At 66.2% G+C, this 25,806-nt stretch carries 25 protein-coding genes; 13 read left to right on the top strand and 12 right to left on the bottom strand.

What is annotated here, in order from left to right; translation table 11 throughout:
- Positions 1-102 precede the first annotated feature (102 nt).
- Both minD and minE read left to right on the top strand, forming a co-directional pair.
- Positions 103-918, top strand: coding sequence for a septum site-determining protein MinD (minD, locus tag A9974_RS23150; RefSeq protein WP_025136805.1), 816 nt, complete (start codon positions 103-105; stop codon positions 916-918).
- Between the two features lie 3 nt (positions 919-921).
- Positions 922-1,179 carry a cell division topological specificity factor MinE gene (gene minE / locus A9974_RS23145; RefSeq protein ID WP_025136804.1) on the top strand — a complete coding sequence of 86 codons (258 nt, stop codon included), beginning with the start codon at positions 922-924 and terminating at the stop codon, positions 1,177-1,179.
- 103 nt (positions 1,180-1,282) lie between these two features.
- Here minE and A9974_RS23140 read toward each other — a convergent pair whose 3' ends face one another.
- The 5 genes from A9974_RS23140 to ettA form a co-directional block, all read right to left on the bottom strand.
- Positions 1,283-1,507 carry a glycine zipper 2TM domain-containing protein gene (locus tag A9974_RS23140; RefSeq protein ID WP_025136803.1) on the bottom strand — a complete coding sequence of 75 codons (225 nt, stop codon included), beginning with the start codon at positions 1,505-1,507 and terminating at the stop codon, positions 1,283-1,285.
- Between the two features lie 190 nt (positions 1,508-1,697).
- Positions 1,698-2,231 (bottom strand): isochorismatase family protein, encoded by a 534-nt coding sequence (locus tag A9974_RS23135; protein ID WP_183006537.1) that lies wholly within the window; start codon positions 2,229-2,231, stop codon positions 1,698-1,700.
- Positions 2,232-2,301: 70 nt separating this feature from the next.
- Positions 2,302-2,679, bottom strand: a complete 378-nt coding sequence (locus A9974_RS23130) for a type II toxin-antitoxin system VapC family toxin (RefSeq protein ID WP_183006535.1) — start codon at positions 2,677-2,679, stop codon at positions 2,302-2,304.
- A complete protein-coding gene (locus tag A9974_RS23125; RefSeq protein ID WP_025136801.1) occupies positions 2,666-2,875 on the bottom strand; it encodes a type II toxin-antitoxin system VapB family antitoxin in 210 nt (69 codons plus the stop codon). The genes A9974_RS23130 and A9974_RS23125 overlap by 14 nt, the downstream gene beginning before the upstream one ends.
- A gap of 123 nt (positions 2,876-2,998) precedes the next feature.
- A complete protein-coding gene (gene ettA / locus A9974_RS23120; protein WP_183006533.1) occupies positions 2,999-4,672 on the bottom strand; it encodes an energy-dependent translational throttle protein EttA in 1,674 nt (557 codons plus the stop codon).
- Between the two features lie 144 nt (positions 4,673-4,816).
- Between ettA and A9974_RS23115 the strand changes: the two genes are divergently transcribed.
- Positions 4,817-5,635 carry an aminoglycoside N(3)-acetyltransferase gene (locus A9974_RS23115; protein WP_183006532.1) on the top strand — a complete coding sequence of 273 codons (819 nt, stop codon included), beginning with the start codon at positions 4,817-4,819 and terminating at the stop codon, positions 5,633-5,635.
- An 85-nt stretch (positions 5,636-5,720) separates the two neighbouring features.
- Here A9974_RS23115 and A9974_RS23110 read toward each other — a convergent pair whose 3' ends face one another.
- The gene (locus tag A9974_RS23110) at positions 5,721-6,671 is read right to left on the bottom strand and encodes a DMT family transporter (protein ID WP_183006530.1); all 951 of its coding nucleotides are present in this window, start codon (positions 6,669-6,671) and stop codon (positions 5,721-5,723) included.
- A gap of 99 nt (positions 6,672-6,770) precedes the next feature.
- Here A9974_RS23110 and A9974_RS23105 point away from each other — a divergent pair, with 99 nt between their 5' ends.
- Entirely contained in the window at positions 6,771-7,544 is a 774-nt protein-coding gene (locus A9974_RS23105; RefSeq protein ID WP_183006528.1) for a helix-turn-helix transcriptional regulator, read from the top strand.
- Positions 7,545-7,707: 163 nt separating this feature from the next.
- Positions 7,708-8,229, top strand: a complete 522-nt coding sequence (locus A9974_RS23100; RefSeq protein ID WP_183006526.1) for a hypothetical protein — start codon at positions 7,708-7,710, stop codon at positions 8,227-8,229.
- Between the two features lie 191 nt (positions 8,230-8,420).
- On the opposite strand, the gene A9974_RS23095 is transcribed toward A9974_RS23100, so the two are convergent.
- The 6 genes from A9974_RS23095 to A9974_RS23070 all read right to left on the bottom strand — a co-directional run bounded on the left by A9974_RS23095 (position 8,421) and on the right by A9974_RS23070 (position 14,726).
- Entirely contained in the window at positions 8,421-9,410 is a 990-nt protein-coding gene (locus A9974_RS23095; RefSeq protein WP_183006524.1) for an ABC transporter ATP-binding protein, read from the bottom strand.
- Positions 9,407-10,408 (bottom strand): ABC transporter ATP-binding protein, encoded by a 1,002-nt coding sequence (locus A9974_RS23090; RefSeq protein ID WP_183006522.1) that lies wholly within the window; start codon positions 10,406-10,408, stop codon positions 9,407-9,409. The genes A9974_RS23095 and A9974_RS23090 overlap by 4 nt, the downstream gene beginning before the upstream one ends.
- 73 nt (positions 10,409-10,481) lie before the next feature.
- The gene (locus tag A9974_RS23085) at positions 10,482-11,396 is read right to left on the bottom strand and encodes an ABC transporter permease (protein ID WP_183006521.1); all 915 of its coding nucleotides are present in this window, start codon (positions 11,394-11,396) and stop codon (positions 10,482-10,484) included.
- A complete protein-coding gene (locus tag A9974_RS23080) occupies positions 11,396-12,385 on the bottom strand; it encodes an ABC transporter permease (protein ID WP_183006519.1) in 990 nt (329 codons plus the stop codon). Before A9974_RS23080 ends, A9974_RS23085 begins: the two co-directional genes overlap by 1 nt.
- Positions 12,386-12,473: 88 nt before the next feature.
- Entirely contained in the window at positions 12,474-14,045 is a 1,572-nt protein-coding gene (locus A9974_RS23075) for an ABC transporter substrate-binding protein (protein WP_183006517.1), read from the bottom strand.
- A 189-nt stretch (positions 14,046-14,234) separates the two neighbouring features.
- Complete coding sequence (locus A9974_RS23070; protein WP_183006515.1) at positions 14,235-14,726, bottom strand: MarR family winged helix-turn-helix transcriptional regulator; 492 nt, start codon at positions 14,724-14,726, stop codon at positions 14,235-14,237.
- A 370-nt stretch (positions 14,727-15,096) separates the two neighbouring features.
- Between A9974_RS23070 and A9974_RS23065 the strand changes: the two genes are divergently transcribed.
- Genes A9974_RS23065 through A9974_RS23030 form a run of 8 tightly spaced genes read left to right on the top strand, consistent with a single transcriptional unit; the run spans position 15,097 to position 25,778 of the window.
- The gene (locus tag A9974_RS23065) at positions 15,097-17,325 is read left to right on the top strand and encodes an indolepyruvate ferredoxin oxidoreductase subunit alpha (RefSeq protein ID WP_183006514.1); all 2,229 of its coding nucleotides are present in this window, start codon (positions 15,097-15,099) and stop codon (positions 17,323-17,325) included.
- A gap of 11 nt (positions 17,326-17,336) precedes the next feature.
- The gene (locus A9974_RS23060; RefSeq protein ID WP_183006512.1) at positions 17,337-18,893 is read left to right on the top strand and encodes an indolepyruvate oxidoreductase subunit beta family protein; all 1,557 of its coding nucleotides are present in this window, start codon (positions 17,337-17,339) and stop codon (positions 18,891-18,893) included.
- A 23-nt stretch (positions 18,894-18,916) separates the two neighbouring features.
- Positions 18,917-19,894, top strand: coding sequence for a PDR/VanB family oxidoreductase (locus A9974_RS23055; protein ID WP_183006510.1), 978 nt, complete (start codon positions 18,917-18,919; stop codon positions 19,892-19,894).
- Between the two features lie 25 nt (positions 19,895-19,919).
- Positions 19,920-21,239 (top strand): aromatic ring-hydroxylating dioxygenase subunit alpha, encoded by a 1,320-nt coding sequence (locus tag A9974_RS23050; RefSeq protein WP_183006508.1) that lies wholly within the window; start codon positions 19,920-19,922, stop codon positions 21,237-21,239.
- Positions 21,236-21,727 carry an aromatic-ring-hydroxylating dioxygenase subunit beta gene (locus tag A9974_RS23045; RefSeq protein WP_183006507.1) on the top strand — a complete coding sequence of 164 codons (492 nt, stop codon included), beginning with the start codon at positions 21,236-21,238 and terminating at the stop codon, positions 21,725-21,727. The genes A9974_RS23050 and A9974_RS23045 overlap by 4 nt, the downstream gene beginning before the upstream one ends.
- 9 nt (positions 21,728-21,736) lie before the next feature.
- Positions 21,737-23,368, top strand: coding sequence for an AMP-binding protein (locus tag A9974_RS23040; RefSeq protein WP_183006506.1), 1,632 nt, complete (start codon positions 21,737-21,739; stop codon positions 23,366-23,368).
- Positions 23,365-24,540 (top strand): thiolase family protein, encoded by a 1,176-nt coding sequence (locus tag A9974_RS23035; RefSeq protein WP_183006505.1) that lies wholly within the window; start codon positions 23,365-23,367, stop codon positions 24,538-24,540. The genes A9974_RS23040 and A9974_RS23035 overlap by 4 nt, the downstream gene beginning before the upstream one ends.
- The gene (locus A9974_RS23030) at positions 24,537-25,778 is read left to right on the top strand and encodes an SDR family NAD(P)-dependent oxidoreductase (protein WP_183006504.1); all 1,242 of its coding nucleotides are present in this window, start codon (positions 24,537-24,539) and stop codon (positions 25,776-25,778) included. Before A9974_RS23035 ends, A9974_RS23030 begins: the two co-directional genes overlap by 4 nt.
- Positions 25,779-25,806: the final 28 nt, after the last annotated feature.

The raw sequence follows: 25,806 nt of genomic DNA, 5'->3' as shown, positions 1-25,806 counted from the left end.
CCGGAAAGCGGTACCTGGTCTCAACACATTCTGTAAGAAGCCTTACATGGGCTTTTTGCTTTACGATAACGCGATTTATTCGAACATAAGGGTTTGATCGTCATGACACGCATTGTTGTGGTGACTTCCGGCAAAGGCGGCGTGGGTAAAACCACGACGAGCGCCAGTTTTTCCGCGGGCCTCGCGATGCGGGGCCACAAGACCGCTGTCATCGACTTCGATGTCGGCCTGCGCAATCTCGACCTGATCATGGGCTGCGAGCGTCGCGTGGTGTACGACTTCGTCAATGTGATCCAAGGCGAAGCCACGCTCAACCAGGCGCTTATCAAGGACAAGCAGCTTGAAAACCTGTTCATCCTGCCCGCCTCGCAAACGCGCGACAAAGACGCGCTGACGCAGGAAGGCGTGGAAAAGGTCATCAACGACCTGAAGGAAATGGGCTTCGACTACATCGTCTGCGACTCGCCGGCCGGCATCGAGACGGGTGCGCTGATGGCCGCCTATTTCGCCGACGACGCGCTGGTGGTGACCAACCCCGAAGTCTCGTCCGTACGCGACTCTGACCGCATCCTGGGCATCCTGGCGGCCAAGTCCAAGCGCGCGGTCGACGGCGGCGAGCCGGTCAAGGAATTCCTGCTGCTCACGCGCTACAACCCCAAACGCGTGGTCGACGGCGAAATGCTGTCGCTGGGCGACATCGAAGACATCCTGCGCATCAAGCTGATCGGCGTCATCCCCGAATCCGAAGCCGTGCTGCAGGCGTCCAACCAAGGCCTGCCCGCCATCCACTTGAAAGAGACCGACGTTTCCGAGGCCTACAAGGACGTCGTGGCCCGTTACCTGGGCGAAGACAAGGCCCTGCGCTTTACCGACTACGAAAAGCCGGGTTTCCTGAAACGCCTGTTCGGAGGCAAGTAAGCAATGTCCTTCCTGTCGTTTCTGCTTGGTCAAAAGAAATCGTCCGCTTCCGTCGCCAAGGAGCGGTTGCAGATCATCCTGGCCCACGAGCGGGGCCGCGGCGACTCGCCCGACTACCTGCCGCAGTTGCAGCAGGAACTCATCGCGGTCATTTCCAAGTACGTGAAGATCAATCCCGAAGACATCAAGGTGCACCTGGAACGCCAGGACACGCTGGAAGTGTTGGAAGTGAAGATCGAAATGCCGCAAAGCGAAGCTTGACGCACGCCCCCGCGCAGACCCGTCTGCGCGGCTGGCGGCAAGCCCGCGCGAATATAAAAAAACCCTCGGTTTCCCGAGGGTTTTTTCATGGGCGGAAGATGGCTTAGTGCTTGCCCACCTGGTCGCCGATGACGCCGCCGATGGCCGCGCCGCCCACGGTGCCCAGGATGCCGCCGTTGGTGATGACGGCACCCGCCACACCACCAAGCGCCGCCCCGCCCACCGTGCTCTTCTGGCGATGGCTCATGCTGTCCCAGGACGAGCAACCCGCCATCGTGGCGGCCATGGCAACAGCGACACAGATTTTGGAAACAGATGCGATCTTCATGATGAGGCTCCTATTCTTGTACCCGGGGCCGCACCTAGATCCAGACGCGAGCGCACGATACCCCTTATGGGTTTAGAACCTTCAGGATCGCAAAATATCCCGGCCCACGGTGTGAGGTTTGCCCAGGAATTGTGTCAAACGGCGAGGGAATCTTTGCGGTCCCCTCGGACAGTGTTGCAGGTGGCCCGCGCTATTTGACCAGACGTAACACGTCGCGGAAGCGCGGATGCTCGCAAGTTTCCATCCATTCGAAAATCGCCATTTCCGACGTGACGATCTCTGCGCCATGCGCGCGTGCGCGACGCAGCGCCGCGTGATGATCCGACGGCTTGCGCGACCCGGCCGCATCCGACACCAGCACCGCCTTGTAACCCAGCTCGGTCAAACCGATAACGGTCTGCAACACGCAGATATGCGCCTCGCACCCCGCCACCAGCACGGTCTTGCGCGCCGCCGGCAGCCACGCATCGAAGCCGCGCTCGCGCGTGGAAGAAAAATGCATCTTCTGGAATGTGGACTGCACCCACTCGTTCAACGGCGCCACGGTCACGCCCAGCATCTTGCTGTGATGCTCGGTGGCCACCACCGGCACATCCAGCAAGTGCGCGGCCTGCGCCAACTTGTGCGCGGTCGCCAGCACGGCCTCGCCGTCGTGGATCACGGGCATCAGGCGGCCCTGCATGTCGACGATGAGCAAGATGGAATCGGAGGCTTGCAGCAACATGGTGGATCTCCAGAAATCAGTGGGACAACCCCAGCATAGCGCTCTGGCCGACAGGCAACGTATGGCTGGTTCAATGATATTGAGGGAGTTCGGCGAACAAGCTGAGTTCACTGGCAAGCGACCGCAGACGCTTGTCCTTGGTCCACAACGTTGCACCCGGTGTCAATCGAGTTGAGGCCAAAAGGTGCAAATCCACATAGCCGATTCCTTTGCCAAATAGTCTCTCGGCCTGCAGAAAATGCATCACCTCGTTGTGACTCGCTCTCACGACTTGGGGTAGCAACGTCAATGCATCCATTACCGTTTCGCGCCTTCCCAAGGAGCCAAGCGCGAGCTCCCCAACCACGAATGGATGCATCAGCACGCTTTCATCATTCAACAGGCGTTCAAGGCGGGGTTCACCCTCAGCCAAATGATCGATCCAGACAGAGGTATCAACCAAGATCATCGGCAGTCTCCGTTTGACGCCTAGGTATCGGCTTCAGCTTGGGAGAGCTTCCGCCCAGCTTGGCCAGCCGCTTCGCGGCTTCTTTCTGCACAAGCTTGGTCAGCGCTTGCTGGAGCAGCGCCGACGTTTCCTGAATACCCGTGTAGGTTCGGGCCAGTTCCAGCAGATCGTCGTCGAGTGTCACAGTGGTACGCATGCGGACCTCTCCGTTGTGAATTTGAATCAAAAACAGCATCAAATGATGCTGTTTTTGATTCTAACACCTCAAAAAAATCCCGGCACAACGGCCGGGATTTCTCGGACTACATCACAGGCGGAATTACTTCAGCGCCTTATAGCGCAGGCGCTTGGGCTTGGCGCCCTCTTCGCCCAGGCGGCGCTTCTTGTCGGCTTCGTACTCTTGGTAGTTGCCGTCGAAGAACACCACTTGCGAGTCGCCTTCGAACGCCATGATGTGCGTGGCGATACGGTCCAGGAACCAGCGATCGTGGCTGATGACCATGACGCTGCCGGGGAACTCCAGCAGGCCGTCTTCCAGCGCGCGCAGGGTTTCGACGTCCAGGTCGTTGGACGGTTCGTCCAGCAGCAGCACGTTGCCGCCGGCGATCAGGGTCTTGGCCATGTGCAGGCGGCCACGTTCGCCGCCGGACAACTGGCCGACCACCTTGTTCTGGTCGCCGCCCTTGAAGTTGAAGCGGCCCAGATAGGCGCGCGACGACATTTCGAACTTGCCCACCGTGAGGATGTCGGCGCCGTCGGCCACCGCATCGAACACGGTCTTTTTGTCTTCGAGCGCGTCGCGCGATTGGTCGACGTAGGCCAGCTTCACGGTCTGGCCGACCTTCACTTCGCCCGAATCGGGTTGCTCGCGGCCCGCGATCATGCGGAACAGCGTCGACTTACCGGCGCCGTTGGCGCCGATGATGCCGACGATGGCGCCCGGCGGCACCTTGAAGCTGAGGTTGTCGATCAGCAGGCGATCGCCATAGGCCTTGCTGACGTTGTTGAATTCGATGACCTCGTTGCCCAGGCGCTCGCCCACGGGAATGAAGATTTCCTGGGTTTCGTTGCGCTTCTGGTATTCGTAGGACGACAGTTCCTCGAAGCGGGCCATGCGCGCCTTGGCCTTGGCCTGGCGGCCCTTGGGATTCTGGCGCACCCATTCGAGTTCTTTCTTGATGGTCTTCTGGCGAGCGGATTCAGAGGACTCTTCCTGCTTGAGGCGGTCTTCCTTTTGCTCGAGCCAGGAGCTGTAGTTGCCCTTCCAGGGGATGCCGTAGCCGCGGTCCAGTTCGAGGATCCATTCGGCGGCGTTGTCCAGGAAGTAGCGATCGTGGGTCACGCCCACGACAGTGCCCGGGAACTTGTGCAGGAACTGTTCGAGCCACTCGACGCTTTCGGCATCCAAGTGGTTGGTCGGTTCGTCCAGCAGCAGCATGTCGGGCTTGGACAGCAGCAGACGGCACAGCGCCACGCGGCGCTTTTCACCGCCGGACAGGTTGCCGACCACGGCATCCCAGGGCGGCAGGCGCAGCGCGTCGGCGGCGATTTCCATCTGGTGTTCGATGTCGTCGGCGCCGCTGGAGGCGGCAGCCGCGATGATGGCTTCCAGTTCAGCCTGCTCGGCGGCGAGCGCATCGAAATCGGCGTCCGGCTCGGCGTAGGCCGCGTAGACCTCGTCCAGGCGCTTCTTGGCGGTGACCACCGCGCCCAGGCCTTCTTCGACGGCCTGGCGCACCGTGTGCTCGGGATTGAGCTGCGGCTCTTGAGGCAGGTAGCCGATGTTCAGGCCCGGCATGGGCGTGGCCTCGCCTTCGATTTCGCGGTCCACGCCAGCCATGATCTTCAGCAGCGTCGACTTGCCCGAGCCGTTCAGGCCCAGCACGCCGATCTTGGCGCCAGGAAAAAACGAAAGCGAGATATCGCGCAGGATCTGCCGCTTGGGCGGCACGATCTTGCCGACGCGGTTCATGGTGTAGACGTATTGGGCCATGGGCTCGTATAGGGAAAGAAAGCTGATGAACCGTCGATTGTAGGCCGGAACCCTGACAGGTGCGCGTCAGGCGCGGTCACCCCGTAGACGACGCTATATTTACGGCTGCCGGCTGCCCCTGCGCGGCCCCGGATACGCCGCCCCATGACCGAAGCCGATCTGCTCGCCCGCACCCCGTCCCCCGCCACCCGCGCCAGCCTGGCCGTGCAACTGCACGCCGCCGGCTTGCAGCCGGGCGCCGCGCTGCTGGTTCATACCTCGCTCAGCGCGCTGGGCTGGATTGCGGGCGGCCCGGTGGCCGTCATCCAGGCGCTGCTGGATGTCGTCGGCCCCGACGGCCTGGTCGCCATGCCCGCGCATTCCTCCGACCTGACCGACCCGGCCTTGTGGCAGGCGCCTCCCGTGCCGACCGGATGGCTGGACACCCTGCGCCGCGAGATGCCGGCCTACGATGCCGCCATTACGCCGACTCGCCGCATGGGCACGGTGGCCGAACTGTTCCGGACCTGGCCCGGCGTGCGCCGCAGCCAGCACCCGACCTGTTCGTTCGCCGCCATCGGCCCGCGCGCCGCCGGCATCACAGCCGGCCATCAGTTGGAAGATCCGTTCGGCGACGCCTCGCCGCTAGCCAAGCTGCTGGCGGCCGACGCCGATATCCTGCTGTTGGGGGTGGGCTTCGACGCCTGCACCATGCTGCACCTGGCCGAGCTGCGCGCCTGGCCCGACCGCCCCAGACAGCCCGAGGCCTCGCCCATCATCGAAGACGGCCAGCGTGTCTGGAAGCGCTTTACTCAGCCCGCGCTGCTCGACCCCGAGCACTTCCTGCCCGTGGGCCAGTCCCTGATCGACCGCGGACTCGCCGTCCGTTTTGAAGTGGGCGCCGGACACGGCTGGCGCGTCTCGGCGCGGACCGCCGTCGACCACGCCCTGGACTTATGGCGGGGCACCCCACCGCCCGGCTGACATGCGACCCGGCAAGCACGGCATCGCGCTTCGCCGCCGCTGCCGATATTGATACCGGGGCAAGACCGATCCAATACCGAGGGCGCTACGCCCCGCCCTTGGCCGGCCTGGCCCCGGCAAACGGCGCGCGCATCTGCGCCAGCATCACGCCGGCCAGCGCCATCGCGCCGCCCACGATATGGAACAGGTGGGGCTTCTCGTCGAGGAACAGCGCCGCGATCGCCACTGTGGCCACCGGCATCACGTTCAGGAACATGCTGGCGCGGTTCGGCCCCAGGTGCCGCACCCCTTGCATCCACAGGAACGGCGCGAACAGCGACGGGAACACGGCGGCATACAGCACCAAGGGCAGGTTGTCGCCATTGAGCGGCGAGGCCGGCGCCATCAGGAAGGCCGGCAGCTGAAATAGCACGCCGAACGCCACCTGCACATACAGCGATTGCCACGGCCCCACCGGCAGGCCCCAACGGCGCAGCAGCACGCCGTAGAGCGCATAGGCCAGCGCGCCCAGGCCCATCAGCACGTCGCCATGGTTGGCGCCCACCGACAGCAGGCGGGACGGATCGCCCTCGCCGATCAGCAGCGCCAGCCCCGCCAGTGACAGCAGGCCGCCCAGCATCGCCATCGCCGATGGCCGCTCGCGCAGCACCAGCGCGCCCACCGCGATCGTCATCAGCGGAATCATCGCCGTGATGATGCCCATGTTGGTCGCCGTGGTGCTGCCCGCCGCCACATAGGCCAAGCCCTGGTACAGCGCCATGCCCAGCCCGCCCAGCACCGCGAACTTGGGCAGATAGGGCAGCACCACGCGCCGGTTGCGCCACACGCCGGGCAGCGCGAACGGCGTCAACACCACGCCCGCCAGCGCCCAGCGGTAAAAGCCGATGACCGCCGGCGAGATTACGCCGGCCGCCATCTTGGTGACGATCATGTTGACTGACCAGATCAGCGCCGCCAGCAGCGGAAACAGGAAATAGCGGGCCGGAATGTGGGAAGAAGCCGGGGAAGACCCCGACGAAGCAACTGCGCGCGTCATGGATGCGGTACTGCCAGACAGGAATGGCTGGCCAGTGTAGGCCTATGTCCGACTTGATGTATATAATGAAAATCGGACAAACCCCTACGAACTTCGGACATGGCTGCTTCACCCCCGGACCTCGGCCCCGGCCGCCCCTACCCCCTGGCCTGCCGCATCCTGCACTTCCTGCCGCACTCGCGCGTCAGGCGCCACACGTCACCCTGGGGCGAACTCAACTTCGCCCTGTCCGGCATCATGGAAATCGGCATCGCAGGCGTCACCTACCTGTCCCCGCCTCAGTACGCCATCTGGATACCGCCCCAGATAGAGCACTGCTGCCAGAACCAGGACGACGTCCACTACGCCTGCATCGACATTCCCGCCGCCGCCTGCGCCAACCTGCCCCCCGCCCCCTGCACCCTCGAAATCAGCCCCGTCATGCGCGCGGTCCTGGCCGACTTCGAGCGGCGCGGCATCACCTACCCCGACACCCCCGCCGACCGGCGCCTGGCCCAGGTCGTCATCGACCAGATCCACGTCGCCCGCGCCTACGCCAGCTACCTGCCGTCCACTAACGAGCCCGTCCTGGCCTCCATCCTGGCCGCCCTGCAAAACCAGCCCGGCGACAAGCGCGGCGCCGCCCACTGGGCCGCCACCGCCGGCATCACCGAACGCACCTTGCTGCGCCACTGCCAGCAGCACTTGGGCATGACCTTCAACGAATGGCGCCAGCGCCTGCGCGTCGTCAGTGCCCTGGGCATGCTCGAGGCCGGCCAATCCGTCCAGGCCATCGCCCGCGATCTGGGCTACAGCACCCCGTCCGCCTTCATCGCCATGTTCCAGCGCCTGACCGGCCAGTCTCCCGACAGCGCCCGCAAACGCGCCGCCTGAGCGGCCCCGTGCCCGTCCCGCACCACCGCGGTGCGCGCCCGCACGCCCCCCCCGCTAACCTCGTCATCCACCCGTCCGATGCAAGCCCCGCCTGATCGCGCGACAATAGCGTCTGTTTTTCCGTAACGCCGTACCCGCGGCATCATCGCGCCCAGGAACCCTCATGTCCGCCTCCGCCACGCCCCCGCCTTCCCTGACCCACTTCAGCGCGACCGAACTCGACATGCTGGCCAAGACCGCCGAAGCGCTCAGCGCCTACCTGGGCAAACCGGTATTGGCCGAAGTCGTCCTGGGCGACGAAGGCACCGAATGGGTCACGTACGGCGTGCCCATCGACGAAAACGCCCAACCCGACGAAGAACAGACCCACGTCCAGCTAGGCGGCGCCGGCGCCCGCCTCCTGGGCAACCGCGGCCTGCCCCAAACCGGCGAAGACACCTACGACTGCCTCTACCTCTGGGCCATCCAGATCTCGCTCAACGAAGGCGAACGCTTCATCAAGCTCGACCATGACGGCGAAGAATCCGCCTGGTCCGACAACCTGGAAGACGTCCTGCCCTTCGCCCTGACCGAAGAACCCTTGCCCGACCCTGACGAAGAAGACGACGAAGCGGACGACGACGAAGACGACCTCCTCGGCCACGACCATCCGCATGATCCAAACGACCCGGGTCACCGTCACTGACCCCCGCGGCGACGCAGACGTCGGACAATCAAAACTCCCCTAAACCCGAAGCTGACCCAGAACGCAACGACGCCCCGCAGGCCAAATGCGGCGACGGGCCGCCCGCGCGGCCGCGTCACCGCGACCCCGCAAGACCCTCCCCACGCCGTGCCAGACGCCTAAAGAACCCCACCGCCAGCAAGAAAAGAAGCCTAGGTCCTCCCCTCCTGCACCGCATGGCAAGCAACGACCGACGCTCCCGCCAACACCGCCACCGGCGCCTCGGCTTTGCACCGCGCATCCGCATGCGGACACCGCGGATGAAACGTACACCCTGAAGGCGGATTCAACGGATTGGGCACTTCCCCCGCCACCGCCGTGCGCGGCTTGCCCGCCCCATTGATATCCGGAATCGCCTCCAGCAACATCCGCGTATAGGGATGCCGAGGCCGCGCGAACAGTTCATCCCGGGGCGCCACTTCCACCATGCGCCCCAGATACATCACCCCCACCCGGTCCGCCACATGGTGTACCACCGCCAGATTGTGCGAGATGAACAGATAGGTCAGCCCCAGCTCCCGCTGCAGGTCCTTCATCAGGTTCAGCACCTGCGCCTGCACCGACACGTCCAACGCCGACGTCGGCTCGTCGCACACCAGGAACTCCGGATTCACCGCCAGCGCCCGCGCAATCGAAATGCGCTGGCGCTGCCCACCCGAAAACTGATGCGGATAGCGGCTCTGGTCCGCCGGATCCAGCCCCACCTGCTTGAGCAGATCGCCCACGCGGGCCGTGCGCTCGGCTGGCGTCATCGCCGTATGCGTCAGCATCGGCTCCGCGATGATCCGCCCCACCCGCCAGCGCGGGTTCAGGCTCGCATACGGATCCTGGAAAATCATCTGCAGCCGCTTGCGCAGCGCCCGGCCGCCCGGCTCCGACATCTTGGACAACGGCTGGCCGTCGAAATGGATATCGCCGCGCGTCAGGCCATACAGGCCCACCAGCATCCGCGCCACCGTCGACTTGCCGCAGCCGGACTCGCCCACCAGCGCCAGCGTCTCGCCGCGCGCGATCTCGAACGACACGCCGTCCACCGCCCGCAGCATCACCCGCGGCTTGCCCGCCAGCTTGCGCTCCAACCACGGCGGCGACACATCGAACCAGCGCGCCGCGTCCTTCACTTGCACCAACGGCGCGCTCATGCCGCCACCTCCGATTGTTTGCCACCTGGGGCCGCGGCCCCCTCATGCAGCCAACAGGCCGCCCGCGACGTGCCCGCCGGCAACAGCTCAGGCCGGTCCTGGCCGCAACGCGGCAGGCGCTGCCCGCAACGCGGATTGAAGGCGCAGCCCGGCGGAATCGCGTTCAGCCGCGGCATGCTGCCGTCGATCTGCACCAGCCGCTCGGCATGCCCTTCCAGCGACGGGATCGACCCCATCAGCCCCGCCGTATACGGATGGCGCGGATGATGGATCACGTCCGCCACCGGGCCGATCTCGGCCACCCGGCCCGCGTACATCACCGCCACGCGGTCCGCCGTTTCCGCGATCACGCCCATGTCGTGCGTGATCAGCATGACCGCCGTGCCGTGCTCGCGGCACAGCCGCTTGAGCAGCTCGATGATCTGCGCCTGGATCGACACGTCCAGCGCCGTGGTCGGCTCGTCGGCCACCACCAGCTTGGGCTCGGCCGCCAGGGCCAGCGCGATCACCACCCGCTGGCGCATGCCGCCTGAAAACTGGTGCGGATAGTGGTCGATGCGTTCTCGCGCCGCCGGAATGCCGGTCGACGCCAGCAGCTCGACCGCGCGATTGCGGGCCTGCGACCAGCTCAGGTCCAGGTGCGTCACGATGGTTTCGGCCAGCTGGCGGCCCACCGTATACAGCGGGTTCAGCGAGGTCAGCGGGTCCTGGAACACCGCCCCGATCTCGCGGCCCCGCACCCGGCGCATCTGCTCGTCCGGCAGGTTGTCGATGCGGCGGCCCGCCAGCAGGATCTCGCCGGCGGCGATGCGGCCCGGCGGTTCGAGCAGGCCGATGATGGACGCGCCGGTCAGCGACTTGCCCGCGCCCGATTCCCCCACCACGCCCAGGACTTCGCCCGCCTGGATCGAAAAGGACACGTCGTCCAGGGCGCGCAGGGTGCCGCGGCGCGTCGGAAACTCGACGCGCAGATTGCGGACTTCAAGTAAAGCGCTCATGGGTTTCTCAAAATTAAATTTCCAAATACTGCTGCCGCGCCCGCTACCCGCGGCATCCGGATGGCGCCATCCATCAGTTCAGACGCGGGTTGAGCGCATCGCGCAGCCAGTCGCCCAGCAGGTTGACTGACAGCACCAGCAGCACCAGCGCCGCGCCCGGGAAGATGGTGATCCACCATTCGCCGGAAAACAGGAAATCGTTGCCGATGCGGATCAGCGTGCCCAGCGACGGCGCCGTCGGCGGCACCCCTACCCCCAGGAACGACAGCGTCGCCTCGGTGATGATGGCCGTCGCCAGGTGCACCGTGGCCAGCACCAGCACCGGCCCCAGCACATTGGGCAGCACGTGGCGGAACATGATCACCGGCGAGGCCACCCCGATCACGCGGGCGGCCTGCACGTATTCGCGGTTCTTCTCCACCAGCGTCGACCCCCGCACCGTGCGGGCATACTGTGGCCAGCCGGCAAGCGCGATGGCGCCGATCAGCACCGGGAACGCGATGATCTCGTGCAGCTCGCGCGGCACCGCCGCGCGCGCCACGCCGTCGATCAAGAGCGCAATCAGGATCGCCGGAAACGACAGCTGCACGTCCGCGATCCGCATGATGAACGCATCGATGCGTCCACCCGCGTAGCCCGAGATCAGCCCCAGCACGATGCCAATCAGCATCGATAGCAGCACCGACGCCAGGCCGATCAGGAGCGACACGCGGGTGCCGTACAAAATCGCCGAATACAGGTCGCGGCCCTGGCTATCGGTGCCCAGCAGATAGGTCTGCTGGCCGTTGGCCTCCCAGGCGGGCGGCAGCAGGGCATCCAGCAGTTCCACCTTGGTCAGGTCGAACGGATTGTGCGGCGCCACCCAGCCGGCGCCGAACGAGCCGATCAACAGCAGGGCCAACAGCACGGTCGCCGCGATGGCCACGGGCGCCCGGCGCCAGGCCCAGGCAATATCGCTGTCCCACCAGCGTTTCAGAACGGCGCGCATCAGTGGCCACCTCCGCCGCGGGTCAGCCCGGAGCGCAAGCGCGGGTCCACGACAAAATACAGAAGATCGACGATCAGGTTGATCACCACGAACACCAGCGCGATCAGGCACAGGTACGCGGCCATCACCGGCACGTCGGCGAATTGCACCGCCTGGATGAACAACAGGCCCATGCCCGGCCACTGGAACACCGTCTCGGTCACGATGGCGAAGGCGATGATGCCGCCCAGTTGCAGGCCGGTGATGGTGATGACGGGCACCATGGTGTTCTTCAGCGCGTGGCCGAAGTGGATGGCGCGGCGCTTCAGGCCCCGGGCGCGCGCGAACTTGATGTAGTCCGAGCGCAGCACTTCCAGCATTTCCGAGCGCACCAGCCGCAGCACCAGGGTCATCTGGAACAGCGACAGCGTGATGGAAGGCAGGATCAGGTGCTTCCAGCCGGTGGCGGTGAACAGGCCGGACGTCCACCAGCCGACGCTGACGGTCTCGCCGCGACCATAGCTGGGCAGCCAGCCCAGCTGCACCGAGAACACCAGGATCAGCAGGATGCCGATCAGGAAGGTGGGCAACGACACCCCCAGCAGCGAGCCGGCCAGCAACAGCTGCGACAGCAGGCTGTTGCGCTTGAGCGCGGTATAGACGCCCAACGGCACGCCCACCACCAGCGCCAGCAGAGCCGCCACCATGGACAGCTCCAGCGTGGCCGGCAGGCGCGATTTGAGCAGCGTGGAAACCGGCTCGCTCTGGCGCAAGGAGATGCCGAAATTACCCTGCGCGGCGTTGGCCACGAAGTGGCCGAATTGAACGATGGCGGGCTCGTTCAGCCCCAGGCGTTCACGCAATTCGATGCGCTCGGCATCGGTGGCGTCCTGTCCCAGCATGATGGTGACAGGGTCGCCGACGTATTGAAAAAGCACAAAGGCCAATAGCGCGACGGTGAGCATCACCGCTACGGCCTGCAACAGGCGACGCAGTATGAAAGCAAACATAGGCAGGAAAAGCAAAGACGGCGAAGCCCCTGGAGGCCTTCAGGGGCTGACAGGCCTTATCGGGGCTTCGCGATCTGGTTAGCCGGGATCAGTCGACCTTGACCCAATCGGCAACAAGGCGATTGTCGGCGCGGTGGATGACCGAGACGTTTTTGCGCATGGCCCAGGGAATGACCTGATCATGCAGCGCGATGTGGCCGAATTCCTTGGCGTGGACTTCCAGCACCTTCTGGATATCGGCATCGCGCTTGGCGGCGTCGGTTTCGGTCTTGATGCGATCGATGATCGCGTCCAGTTCCTTGTTGCTGTAGTTGCCCAGGTTGTACATGCCGTCCGCGCCTTCGCCCTTGGTGCGGATCAGGTTCTGCAGCGTGTACATGGCGTCGAACGTCGGCACGCCCCAGCCGAACAGGTAGGCGCTGGTGTCGGAGTTCTGCACCTTGGGGAAGTAGGTCGACCGCGGCATCGCGTTCATGGTGGCCTTCACGCCCACCTTGGCCCACATACCCACCACGGCCTGGCAGATCGCCTCGTCGTTGATGTAACGGTTGTTGGGGCAATCCAGCGTGAAGTTCAGGGTGCCGTCGTAGCCGGCGTCCTTGAGCAACGCGCGGGCCTTTTCGGGATCGTAGGGCACGCGCTTGTGCAGCGACTCGGTCCAGCCATGCACCTGCGGCGCGATCATGGTGCCGGTGGGCGCAGACAGGCCGCGCATCACGGCGCGCTTGATGGCGTCCACGTCGATGGCGCGGTACAGCGCCTCGCGCACGCGGATGTCCTGGAACGGGTTCTTGCCCTTGATGTTCGAGTACTGGAGCTCGGGACGCTTCTGGTCCAGGCCCAGGTAGATGGTGCGGTATTCGTTGCCCTCGACCACCTTGGCCGACTGGCGCAGACGGTCCAGATCCTGCGCGGCCGGGTCCAGCACGAAGTCGATCTCGCCCGACAGCAGCGCGGCGGTACGGGTGGCGTTCTGCTTGATCGGCGTGAACACCACTTCGGTGACGTTGCCGACCTTGCCGGCCTTGTTCCACCAGTCCTTGTTTTCTTCGAACACCGTGCGCACGTCCACTTCGCGCGACTTCAGCTTGTACGGGCCGGTGCCGTTGGTGTTGCGCGCGCCGAAGGTGTCTTCCTTGTTGACGAAGTCCTGCGGCTTGGCGATGTTGTTCTTTTCCGACCAGGCCTTGTTCATGATGAACACGTTGGGCAACTGGCGCAGCAGCACCGGGTTGGGCGCCGAGGTCTCGATCTCGACCGTCAGGTCATCGATCTTGCGCGCTTCCTTGATGCCGGTGGTGTAAGCCTTGTAGTTCGACGTGGGCGCCATGGCGCGGTGCACGGAGAACACCACGTCGTCCGCCGTGAAGGCGGCGCCGTCATGGAACTTCACGCCGGGGCGCAGCTTGAAGCGGTACAGGGTGGGCGAAACCTGCTCCCACTCGGTCGCCAGGCGCGGCACCACCTTGAAGTCCTTGTCGTAGTCCACCAGCGGTTCGTAGATGTAGCTGTTGGCGGCGATCGTCATGCCTTCGTTCTGCGAATGCGGATCGAAGGTGAGGATGTCGCCCTGGGCGGCCCAACGGAAAGATTTGGCTTGCCCGATCGAGGGCACGGCCACGGCGGCGGCGATCGCGATGGCAATCAAAGTGCGGCGCATAGGTGTCAACTCCTGACTGTAGTCTGAATACCGGCGCGATATTGCCTAGCCGGAAGACCCCCGTCAATTCAGGGTTTATGCGTACCGGAGACGGTTTTCACAGGAGAAACACAAATAGGGACATATAAAGAAATGACAAAAAAATCGCATATCCGGCCAAGTAAACAGTGTTCACCTGCCGGACGAGTCCTATTCGTCTGTGTCCAGCGGCAGATCGAGCGGCACGTGTTCCGTCATCAGCACTCGTAGCATGTCGATCAGCAGCGCCGCCTTTTCCTCGCCGAACGGCGCCAGCACCGCCTTCTGGTGCTGGTTGGCCTGATCGCACAACGCCGCGATCAGGTTGCGGCCCTTGGTGGTGATGCCGACCCGCGTCTGGCGGCGGTCGGCGCGCACGCCGGTGCGGGCCACCAGTCCGTCGGCTTCCATGCGCTGCACCACCTTGCTCAGGGTCGGCTGCTTGGTGATGGCCAGCACCGCCAGATCGCCGATGGTTTCGCCCGGGCTGCCCTCCAGACTGGCCAGCACCCGCCATTCGGTGACCGACAGGCCCGCGGCCTTCACCTGTTGATGGAATTCCGCCGAGATGCGCTGGCTGGCCTGCGCCAGCAGGTAGGCGAGGTAGTCGTCGACGAACCGCGCACCGGTGGGCTGGGTTCCGCTCTGCTTGTCCGACCGCATGTTGCTTTGCTCCCACGCACCAATATGGATAGGCGGCGTCATGCCGCAGGGCGCATTGCACCACGACGGCGCGAAGGCCCGCCACGGCGTGACGCAATGCTGTTGCGCAGCACAGGGTATACCCCGAATCGCAACCCGTTTTTGCACCATCAAGAGGCTTTTTACGGGCATCGAATGCTGAGGACAACCAGTATATACACCCTTGTTTTAGCGTGATATTTTTTTTATTCCATGAAATTTCATCTTTTTTGTTGACAGCTAAAACGTTGACTCCTAAAGTATTTTTCAGCGTGAAATTTCGTGACGTGGCCTTGCTGCGCAGCAGCAACGCTTGAGGACCCGGATGCCGGTCCGCGTGGAGGAGTTCGAGATGGCTGAAAGGTCTTTCAAGAAAGAAGTCCAGCAGTTGCGCATCGGCGCGGGCGAAGAGTTCCGCGGCGAGGGCATTCTTGCCGTCACCAAGGCACTGCTGCAATCCGGCGTGGGCTACGTGGCCGGTTACCAGGGGTCGCCGATCTCGCACCTGATGGACGTGCTGGCCGACGCCAACGACATCCTGCAGGAGCTGGGCGTGCACTTCGAGGCCAGCGCGTCCGAAGCCACCGCCGCCGCCACGCTGGCCGCGTCGGTCATGTATCCGATACGCGGCGCCGTCACCTGGAAATCCACCGTCGGCACCAATGTCGCGTCCGACGCGCTGGCCAACCTGGCCTCGGGCGGCGTCACCGGCGGCGCGCTGGTCATCGTGGGCGAAGACTACGGCGAAGGCTCGTCCATCATGCAGGAACGCTCGCACGCGTTCGCCATGAAATCGCAGATCTGGCTGCTGGATCCGCGCCCCAACCTGGAAAGCATGGTCAAGGCGGTGGAAGACGGCTTCGCGCTGTCCGAAGCCAGCAAGACGCCGGTGATGCTGCAGCTGCGCATCCGCGGCTGCCACGTGCATGGCCGCTTCATCGCCAAGGAAAACAAGCGGCCCGCGTTCTCGCTGGCCGAGGCGCTGGAGAACCCGGCGCGCGACACCAGCCGCATCGTGCTGCCGCCCGCCTCCTTCCTGCATGAACAGGAAAAGATCAAGGAACGCTGGCCGGCCGCCATCCGCTATATCAAAGCGCACAAGCTCAACGAACACTTCGACGGCGACCAGGACGATATCGGCCTGATCCTGCAGGGCGGCCTGTACAACGGCGTGATCCGGGCACTGCAACTGCTGGGCCTGGCCGACAATTTCGGCAACAGCCGCATTCCGCTGTATGTGATGAACGTGGCCTATCCCGTCATCGAAGACGAGGTCATCGACTTCTGCCGCGGCAAGCGCGCGGTGCTGCTGCTGGAAGAAGGCCAGCCCGACTACCTGGAACAGAACCTGCACGCGGTGCTGCGCAAGGCGGGCGTGGACACCCGCCTGTCCGGCAAGGACGTGCTGCCGATGGCGGGCGAATACACCACCCAGGTCATGCGCGATGGCCTGCGCGAATTCCTCAAGCGCGAACGGCCGGAATCGTTGCAGACGCATCCGGCGGTAGCCGCGGACAGCGGCGCCGCCCCTGCCCCGCAGCTCGAGATCACCGAAATCACCCGGCCCAAGCCGGCGCCGCGTCCGGTCGAGCAGCCCATCACCTTCCACAAGCAAGTGGCCGACCTGGCCGCCGTGGTGCCGCCGCGCCCAGCCGGCTTCTGTACCGGCTGTCCGGAGCGGCCTATCTTCTCGGCCCTGACCCTGGCCCAGGAAACGCTGGGCCAGCACCATATCTCGTGCGATATCGGCTGCCACCTGTTTTCGATCCTGCCGCCGTTCAACCTGGGCGCCACCACCATGGGCTACGGCCTGGGCGCGTCCAGCGCGGCCGCGTTCAACGTGCCGGCGGCCAAGCGGCCGATCTCGATCATGGGCGACGGCGGCTTCTGGCACAACGGCCTGGCCTCGGGCATCGGCAACGCCGTGTTCAACAAGTACGACGGCGTCATTGTCATCGTCGACAATTTCTACGCCTCGGCCACGGGCGGGCAGGACATCCTGTCCTCTCGCGCCGACAATCCCGACCGGTCCACCAACAACCCCATCGACCAGGCCGTGCGCGGCGTGGGCGTGAAATGGGTGCGCACGCTGGACCGCACCTATGACGTGGCCAAGGTCCGCGCCACCCTCGAAGAAGCGCTGACCACCGACATCAAGGGCCCCAAAGTCATCATCGCCCAGTCGGAATGCATGCTGAACAAGCAGCGCCGCATCAAGCCGCTGTTCAACAAGGCGGTCAAGGAAGGCAAGCGCGTGGTCAAGGAACGCTTTGGCGTCGACCCCGACGTGTGCACCGGCGACCACGCCTGTATCCGGCTGTCCGGTTGCCCGTCGCTAACCGTCAAAGACAGCGGCGATCCGCTCAAGGAAGACCCCGTCGCCCATGTGGAGAGCAGCTGCGTAGGCTGCGGCAATTGCGGCGAAGTCGCCCATGCCGCGGTGCTGTGCCCGTCTTTCTACCGCGCCGACATCGTGCACAACCCCAGCGGCCGCGACCGTTTCCTGGCGCGCCTGCGCCAGGGCGTGATCGGTTATCTGCAACGGCGCCGCGCCGCGCGCCTGGCCAAATTCGCCCTGTAAGGACCCGCTCCATGAACCCGGTGGCATTGCAGCAAGGCACTCCCATCAAGATCGCCATCCTGGCCATGGGCGGCCAAGGCGGCGGCGTGCTGGCCGACTGGATCGTCGACATGGCCGAGCACGCCGGCTGGTGGGCCCAGACCACTTCCGTGCCCGGCGTGGCCCAGCGCACCGGCGCCACCATCTATTACCTGGAACTGCTGCCGGAAGCCGATGTGGCCCGCGCCGGCCGTCCGCCCGCGCTGGCGCTGATGCCCACGCCGGGCGACGTCGACCTGGTCGTGGCGGCCGAGCTGATGGAAGGCGGCCGCGCTATCCAGCGCGGCCTGGTCACGCCCGACCGCAGCGTGCTGATCGCCTCGTCGCACCGCAGCTACGCGGTCAGCGAAAAGTCGGCGCCCGGCAACGGCATCGCCGATCCCAACAAGGTGCTCGAGGCCGGCCGCGCCGCCGCGCGCCGGTTCCTGTGCTTTGATCTGCAAGACCTGGCCGACCGGGCCGGCAGCGTCATCAGCGCCAGCCTGTTCGGCGCGGTAGCCGGCAGCGGCGCCCTGCCGTTCTCGCGCGACGACTTTGAGGCCACGGTGCGCCGCGCCGGCGTCGGCGTCGAGGCCAGCCTGCGCGCTTTCGCGCTGGGCTTCGAAGCCGCCGACCAGGCGCCCGCGCAACCCGCCGCTATCGACCTGACGCGTCCGGTGCCGGCATTGCCCGCGCGCGCCGCCAGCCCGCGCACGCAAGCGCTGCTGGACACCATTTCGCGCGATTTCCCGCCCTGTGCCCAACCCATGCTGGCGGCCGGCGTGCGCCGCCAGATCGAATTCCAGGACCTGGCCTATGCCCAGGACTACCTGGCCCGCATGCAGCACATCCGCGAGCTGGACGCGCGCCATGGCGGCGAGGCCAGGCAATGGGCGCTGACCTGCGCCGCCGCGCGCTACCTGGCCACGGCCATGGCGTACGACGACGTGATCCGCGTGGCCGACCTGAAGACGCGCGGCTCGCGCTTCGAACGGGTGCGCAGCGAAGTCGGCGCCAAACCGGACCAGCTTGTCTACACCACCGAATTCATGCATCCACGGCTGGAAGAGATCTGCGGCACGCTGCCCGCGGGCCTGGGCCGGTGGCTGGAGCAGTCCAAAGGTTTTGGCGGCTTCGTCGAACGGCGCCTGGGCAAGGGCCGGCGCATGCAAAGCGGCACCCTGGGCGGCTTCATGATGCTGTATCTGCTGGCCGGGATGCGGCGTTTCCGCCGCCGCACGCTGCGCCACCAGATCGAATCGGCCGCGCTGACGCAGTGGCTGGATCTGATATCCAGCCTGGCGCCGCGCGACTACGACCTGGCCGTGGAAACCGTCAACTGCCGCCGCCTGGTCAAGGGCTATAGCGACACCCACGTGCGCGGCGGCGGCAAGTACCGCCAGCTGATCGCGGCGGCCGCGCAACTGGTTGGCCGGCCCGATGCCGCGGCGTCGCTGCGGTCGCTGCGTGAAGCCGCGCTGGCCGACGAGAAATGCGGCCCCATGGAACGCCAGCTGGCCGACACGCTGGCCCACAAATTGGCCGCCTGACCCACAAGATAGAGACGAACGCCGTGCAAACCCTGAAACTCATCGTCCGCGAGATCCGCCAGGAATCGCCCCTGATCCGCTCGCTGCGCCTGACGCGCGAAGACGGCGGCGTCCTGCCTGCCTTCGGCCCCGGCGCCCACTTGAAGGTGTCGGTGCCCGGCCTGTGCGAGCCGCGCTGCTATTCGCTGGTACAGCTGGCCGCCGAAGCCGGCCGCTATGCCGAACCCACCGAATACCGCCTGGGCGTGCGCCTGGAAGAAGCCAGCCAGGGCGGCTCGCGCCACATGCACGGGCTGGCGGTGGGCGACACGCTGACCGTGGAAGGCCCCAAGAACGACTTTCCGCTGCACGAATCCCCGGCCGGCGACGAACCGGTGGTGCTGATCGCGGGCGGTATCGGCATCACGCCGGTCGCGTCCATGGCGGCGGCCTTGAAATCCGCCGGCCGCGCTTTCCGCCTGCACTACAGCGGCCGCAGCCGCGACCAGCTGGCGTTCCTGCCGGAACTGCAGGCACTGGCCGGCGACGCCCTGACTTTGCACGCTGACGACGAACCGTCGTGCCGCTTCGACCTGCAGGCCCTGCTGGATGCCGCCAACCCGCGCCAGCACCTGTACGTGTGCGGCCCCAAGGGCCTGATCGACGCGGTTATCCAGGGCGCCCGCGCGCGTCACTGGCCTGATGCCCACATCCACTTCGAGCTGTTCGCCAGCGCCGCGCCGCAGGCCGGCGACCAGCCATTCGAGGTCGAACTGCGCCAATCCGGCCGGGTACTGACGATTCCCGCCGACAAGACCATCGTCGACGTCATGGAAGAAGAAGGCTGCGATCCCATGTACGACTGCAAGCGCGGCGAATGCGGCGTGTGCCAGGCCACCGTGCTGGAAGGCGAGCCCGACCACCGCGACTACTACCTGTCGGACACCGAGAAAGCCAGCGGCAAGATCATCCAGATCTGCATCTCGCGCGCCAAGTCGGCGCGCCTGGTGCTGGACCTGTAGGGCCGGGCGCAGCAAGGAGACAAGCATGGCCAAATACCGCGACAACCCCGACGCCATCCGCGCCCTGCTGCGCGAGACCGAGGTGCACAAGGACCTGTTCATTGACCAGGAGCTGTTCGACCTGGAAATGGAACGGCTGTACGCCAACACCTGGGTCTACGTCGGCCACGACAGCCAGGTGCCTAACCCCGGCGACTACATCACCACCACCGTCGGCAACCAGCCGGTGGTGATGGTGCGCCACAGCGACCGCACCGTGCGGGTGCTGCACAATCGCTGCCCGCACAAGGGCACCATGGTGGCGGGCGAGGCCTGCGGCAATACGGGCAAGTTCTTCCGCTGCCCCTACCATGCCTGGACCTTCAAGACCGACGGCAGCCTGCTGTCGATCCCCCTGAAAAAGGGCTACGAGAACACCGGTCTGGAGCAATGCGAAGCCAGCCAGGGGATGGCGGCCGTGAAAGACGTGCGCAATCATCGCGGCTTCGTGTTCTGCCGCTTGAACCCCGCAGGCCAGTCGTTCGAGGACTTCTTCGGCGACGCGCTGTCGACCCTGGACAATATGGTCGACCGCTCACCCGAGGGGCGGCTCGAAGTGGCCGGCGGCGTGCTGCGCTATATGCATCGCTGCAATTGGAAGATGCTGGTGGACAACCAGACCGACACCTGCCACCCGATGGTGGCGCACGAGTCGTCGGCCGGCACCGCGGTCAAGGTCTGGGAAGCCGCCCCGGCCGGCACGCCCAAGCCCATGGCGGTGGAACTGTTCGCGCCGTTCATCTCGCCCTACGAGTTCTTCGAGAACATGGGCATCCGCGTCTGGGAAAATGGCCACGGCCACACGGGCGTGTCGGATTCGATCCACGCCTCCTACTCCGGCATTCCAGGCTACTGGGAATCCATGGTGTCGGCCTATGGCGAGGAACGCGCCAGCCAGATCCTGGGCGACGTGCGCCACAACACGGTGTATTTCCCCAACATCATGGTCAAGGGCCCGATCCAGACACTGCGCGTGTTCAAGCCGATTGCCGCCGACCGCACGCTGGTCGAATCCTGGACCTTCCGCCTGGTGGGCGCGCCCGACCTGCTGCTGGAACGCACCCTCATGTACAACCGGTTGATCAACGCCCCCACGTCCGTGGTCGGCCACGACGACCTGGAAATGTACGAACGCGCGCAGGACGGCCTGCAATCGCGGGCCCGCGACTGGGTCAACGTTGGCCGGCTGTACTCGCCCGACGAAATCGGGCGCAGGAACGTCACCACCAACGGCACCAACGAATGGCAGATGCGCAACCAGTACCGCGCCTGGGGCCGCTACATGACGCAGACGGAGGCGGCATGAGTTTCACCGACCGCGAGTTGATCGATTTCGTCTACGCCGAAGCGCGCCTGCTCGACGAGCTGCGCTTCGAGGACTGGCTGGACCTGTATACCGAGGACGGCTACTACTGGATGCCGCTGGCGCACGGTCAGACGGACGCCAAGCTGCACGCCTCGCTGATGTACGAAGACAAACTGCTGCTGCGCGTGCGGGTCGAGCGGCTGGCTGGCCAGCGTACCTTTTCGCAACAGCCCAAGAGCCGCTGCCACCACCTGCTGCAGGCGCCCACGATCGAGCGCGGCCATCCGGAATCGGCGCCCGACGAAGGCCGCCACGTACTGCGCACCGCCTTCCACTATGTCGAAACCCGCCAGGACGCGCAGACCCTGTACGCCGGCTGGACGACCCACCATCTGGTGGAGCAGGACGGCGCGCTGCGGATTCGCCTGAAACGCGTTGACCTGGTCAATTGCGACGCCGCCTTCGGCAACATCCAACTGTTCATGTAGGAGCGGCTTGTGAGCACCACCGTCCATCAGGCTTTCCGCGACACCGCGGCCCGCCACGGCGCCAGGCCCTTCCTGTGCATCCTGCCCGAAACCGCCGAGGCCTACGCCATCGGCCCCGGCGAACTGGGCTACGCCCAGGCGGCCAGCGCCATCGAAACGCTGCGCGCCGCCTATGCGCGCGCCGGCTACGGCCACGGCCACCGCGCCGGCCTGTTGCTGGAAAACCGCCCCGCCTTCTTCCTGCACTGGTTCGCGCTGAACGCCCTGGGCGTGTCGGTGGTGCCGATCAACCCCGACCTGCGCGCGGCCGAACTGGAATACCTGACGGGTCACTCCGAGATCGCGCTGGCGGTGGCGCTGCCCGAACGCCATGCCGAGCTGCTGGCCGCGGCCGAGCGCGCCGGCCGCCCGCTGCGCGTGATGGCCCCGCACGATGCGCCGCCAGCCGCGCCGTTCGCCGCGCCGCTGACCGGCGCGCCCGATGAACTGACCGAATGCGCGCTGCTATACACGTCGGGCACGACCGGGCGGCCCAAGGGCTGCATCCTGCCTAACCGCTACTTCCTGCACGCCGGCGGCTGGTACGCCCGCATCGGCGGCCTGGCCGCGCTGCGCCCGGGGCAGGAACGCATGCTCACGCCGCTGCCCCTGGTACACATGAACGCCATGGCCTATTCCGCCATGGCCATGGTGCTGACCGGAGGCTGCCTGATTCCGCTGGATCGCTTCCATCCCAAGACCTGGTGGGACAGCGTGCGCGACTCCGGCGCCACCGTGCTGCATTACCTGGGCGTGATGCCCGCCATCCTGATGAAGGCCGAACCGTCCGCGCAAGACCGCCAGCCCGCCATCCGCTTCGGCTTCGGCGCGGGCGTGGACCGCAAGCTGCAGCAACCGTTCGAGGAACGCTTCGGCTTTCCGCTGCTGGAGGCCTGGGCCATGACGGAGACGGGCGCGGGCGCCGTCATCATCGCCAACAAGGAACCGCGCCATATCGGCGAAAGCTGCTTCGGCGCCGAGGAAGACGATGTGCAAGTGCGCATCGTGGCCGATCATGGCGGCGAGGCGGCGGCCGGTGAACCGGGCGAGTTGCTGGTGCGCCATGCCGGCGCCGATCCGCGCTACGGCTTTTTCGCCGGGTACCTGAAGGACGCGGAGGCCACCGACCAGGCCTGGGCAGGCGGCTGGTTCCATACCGGCGACATCGTGCGGCGCGAGGCCGACGGCGCGCTGCGCTTTGTCGACCGCAAGAAAAACGTGATCCGCCGCAGCGGCGAGAACATCTCGGCAGTGGAAGTGGAAAGCGTGCTGCTGCAGCATCCGCTGGTCAAGGCCGTGGCGGTTGCCGCCGTGCCCGACCCGGTACGCGGCGACGAGGTGCTGGCCTGCATCGTCGCCGAAACCCCGCCCGCCAGCGACGCGGCCCGCGCCGACGCCGCCCGCGGCATCGTGCAATGGAGCCTGCAGCAGCTGGCCTACTACAAGGCGCCCGGCTATGTCGCCTTTGTCGACAGCCTGCCGCTCACTACCACCAACAAGATCCAGCGCGGCGAAATGAAGACGCTGGCGCCGACGTTGCCGGGCACGCCCTGCTGCGTCGACACCACCGCCATGAAAAAGCGTCAGGAGCCTGCCCGATGACCGCCCCGCGCGCCCGCTACGACGGCGTGGTGGCGGCCCTGCCCGTCAGCATTCCGTACGAGCGCTATTCGACGCTGGCCGCGCATGGCTGGCTGGGCCGGGCGCTGGCCGCGCTGATCCGCCAGGCCGGCATCGCCAAGACGGATGTCGACGGCCTGTGCGTGTCCAGCTTCACGCTGGCGCCGGACACCGCCGTGGGCCTGGTGCAGCATCTGGGCATGAGCCCGCGCTGGCTCGATCACATTCCGATGGGCGGCGCCAGCGGCGTGGCCGCCTTGCGCCGCGCCGCGCGCGCGGTGCAGGCGGGCGACGCCAGCATCGTCGCCTGCATCGCCGGCGACACCAACCAGGTGGACTCGTTCCGCAACACGGTCAGCCAGTTCTCGCGCTTTGCGCAGGACGCCGTCTATCCTTACGGCGCAGGCGGCCCCAACGCCAGCTTCGCACTGCTGACGGCCCACTACATGCGCGCCACCGGCGCCACCCGCGAGGACTTCGGCAAGGTCTGCGTGGCCCAGCGCGACAACGCCCTGCGCTACCCGCCCGCGCTGATGAAAAAGCCGCTGACGCTGGCCCAATACCTGGACGCGCGTGTCATCGCCGACCCGATCCACCTGTTCGATTGCGTCATGCCTTGCGCGGGCGCCGACGGTTTCCTGGTCATGTCCGAGGCCCGCGCAAACGCGCTGGGCCTGCCCTACGCCCGCATCCTGTCCACCATCGAGCGCCACAACGCCTGGATCGAGGACCCGATCCAGACCCGCGGCGGCTGGACCGTGGACATCGACGAACTCTATGGCATGGCGAACGCCGCGCCGGCCGACATGGATTTCCTGCAGGCCTACGACGACTACCCGGTCATCAACCTGATGCAGATGGAAGACCTGGGCTTTTGCGCCAAGGGCGCGGCGCCCGAGTTCGTGCGCGCCAATACCTTCACGGTGGACGGCAGCCTGCCCTTCAACACCAACGGCGGCCAGTTGTCGGTGGGCCAGGCGGGCGCGGCCGGCGGCTACCTGGGCATGGTCGAGGCCTTGCGCCAACTGACCGGCACGGCGGGCGGCACCCAGGTGGCCGACGCACGCCTGGGCCTGGTCAGTGGCTTCGGCATGATCAATTACGACCGCGGGCTGTGCACCGCCGCGGCCATCCTGGCAAGGAGCGACGCATGACCGAGCCGCTAGCCAAGCCGCCGCGCAAGAACCCGGTGGCGCGCACCCGCCAGCCGACCTTGCCGCCCGGCGCCCGCAGCCGCGCCGCGCTGGGGCTGACGGCCGCGGCCGCCGAAGGCCGCTTCGACCTGCAGACCTGCGCCGACTGCGGCGCGGTGCAATATCCGCCACGCGACGCCTGCGGCCATTGCCTGTCCGACCGCCTGCCGTGGCGGCCGGTGGACCCGCATGGCGAATTGCTGGTCAGCACCACCCTGCACCACAGCAACGACCTTTACTTCCGCGAACGCCTGCCCTGGCGCGTGGGCACCGTGCGCATGGACGCCGGCCCCTCCGTCGTGGCCCACATCCACCAGGACTGCGCCGACGGCGCCCGCGTGCGGCTGGCGCTGAAGCTGGACCGCGCCGGCCAGGCCGTGATGATCGCCCTGCCCGAAAGGAATACGCCGAACATGGAAGACGACAAGACCCTGCGCGAAACCTCGTGCGATCCCAAGTTCCGTCGCGCGCTGGTCACCGACGGCAAGTCAGCGGTCGGCCAGGCGGTGGCGCGCGCGCTGCTGGATGCCGGCAGCCCCGCCGTGTTCCTGGGCGATCCGCAGGCCTGGCGCCAGGACGCCGGCTTCAACGCACTGGCGGCCGATCCCCGCGTGCAGACGCTGGCGCTGGACGTCACCGATTCCGATTCCGTCGAACGCGCCGCGGCGTCCATCGGCGGCAAGGTCGAGATCCTGGTCAACACGGCCGACCTGGAACGCGAAGGCGGCCTGCTGAACCGGCGCGACGTGAACACCGCCCGCGATGCCATGGACGTGAACGTGCTGGGCCTGATGCGGCTGGCGCAGTGCTTCGGTCCGGCGCTGTGCGGCCGAGCGGCCGACGGCGTCAACAACGCGGCGGCCTGGGTCAATGTGCTGTCGATCTACGCCCACGTGAACCTGCCCTCGCGCGGCATGTGGTCGGCCTCCAAGGCGGCCGCGCTGTCGCTGGCGCAGTGCCTGCGCGCCGAAATGCGGCCGGCGGGCGTGCGGGTGGTGAATGTGTTTCCGGGTCCGATCGACCACGAATGGGAGCAGCGCACGCCGCCCCCGCGCGTGGCGCCCAAGGCCATCGCGAGCGCCATCGTGCGCGCGCTGCAGGACGGCGTCGAAGACGTGTACGTCGGCGATGTCGCGCAGGAGTTCCGCGCGCGGCTGGCGGAAAACCCCAAGGGACTGGAACGAGAGCTGGGCGCCTGACGCGCCGCCCGATCCGACGACACGAAAA

It is taken from the genome of Achromobacter sp. UMC71 (genome assembly GCF_014170305.1).
Taxonomy (GTDB): domain Bacteria; phylum Pseudomonadota; class Gammaproteobacteria; order Burkholderiales; family Burkholderiaceae_B; genus Achromobacter.
This window is presented reverse-complemented; position numbering and strand designations above follow the sequence as displayed.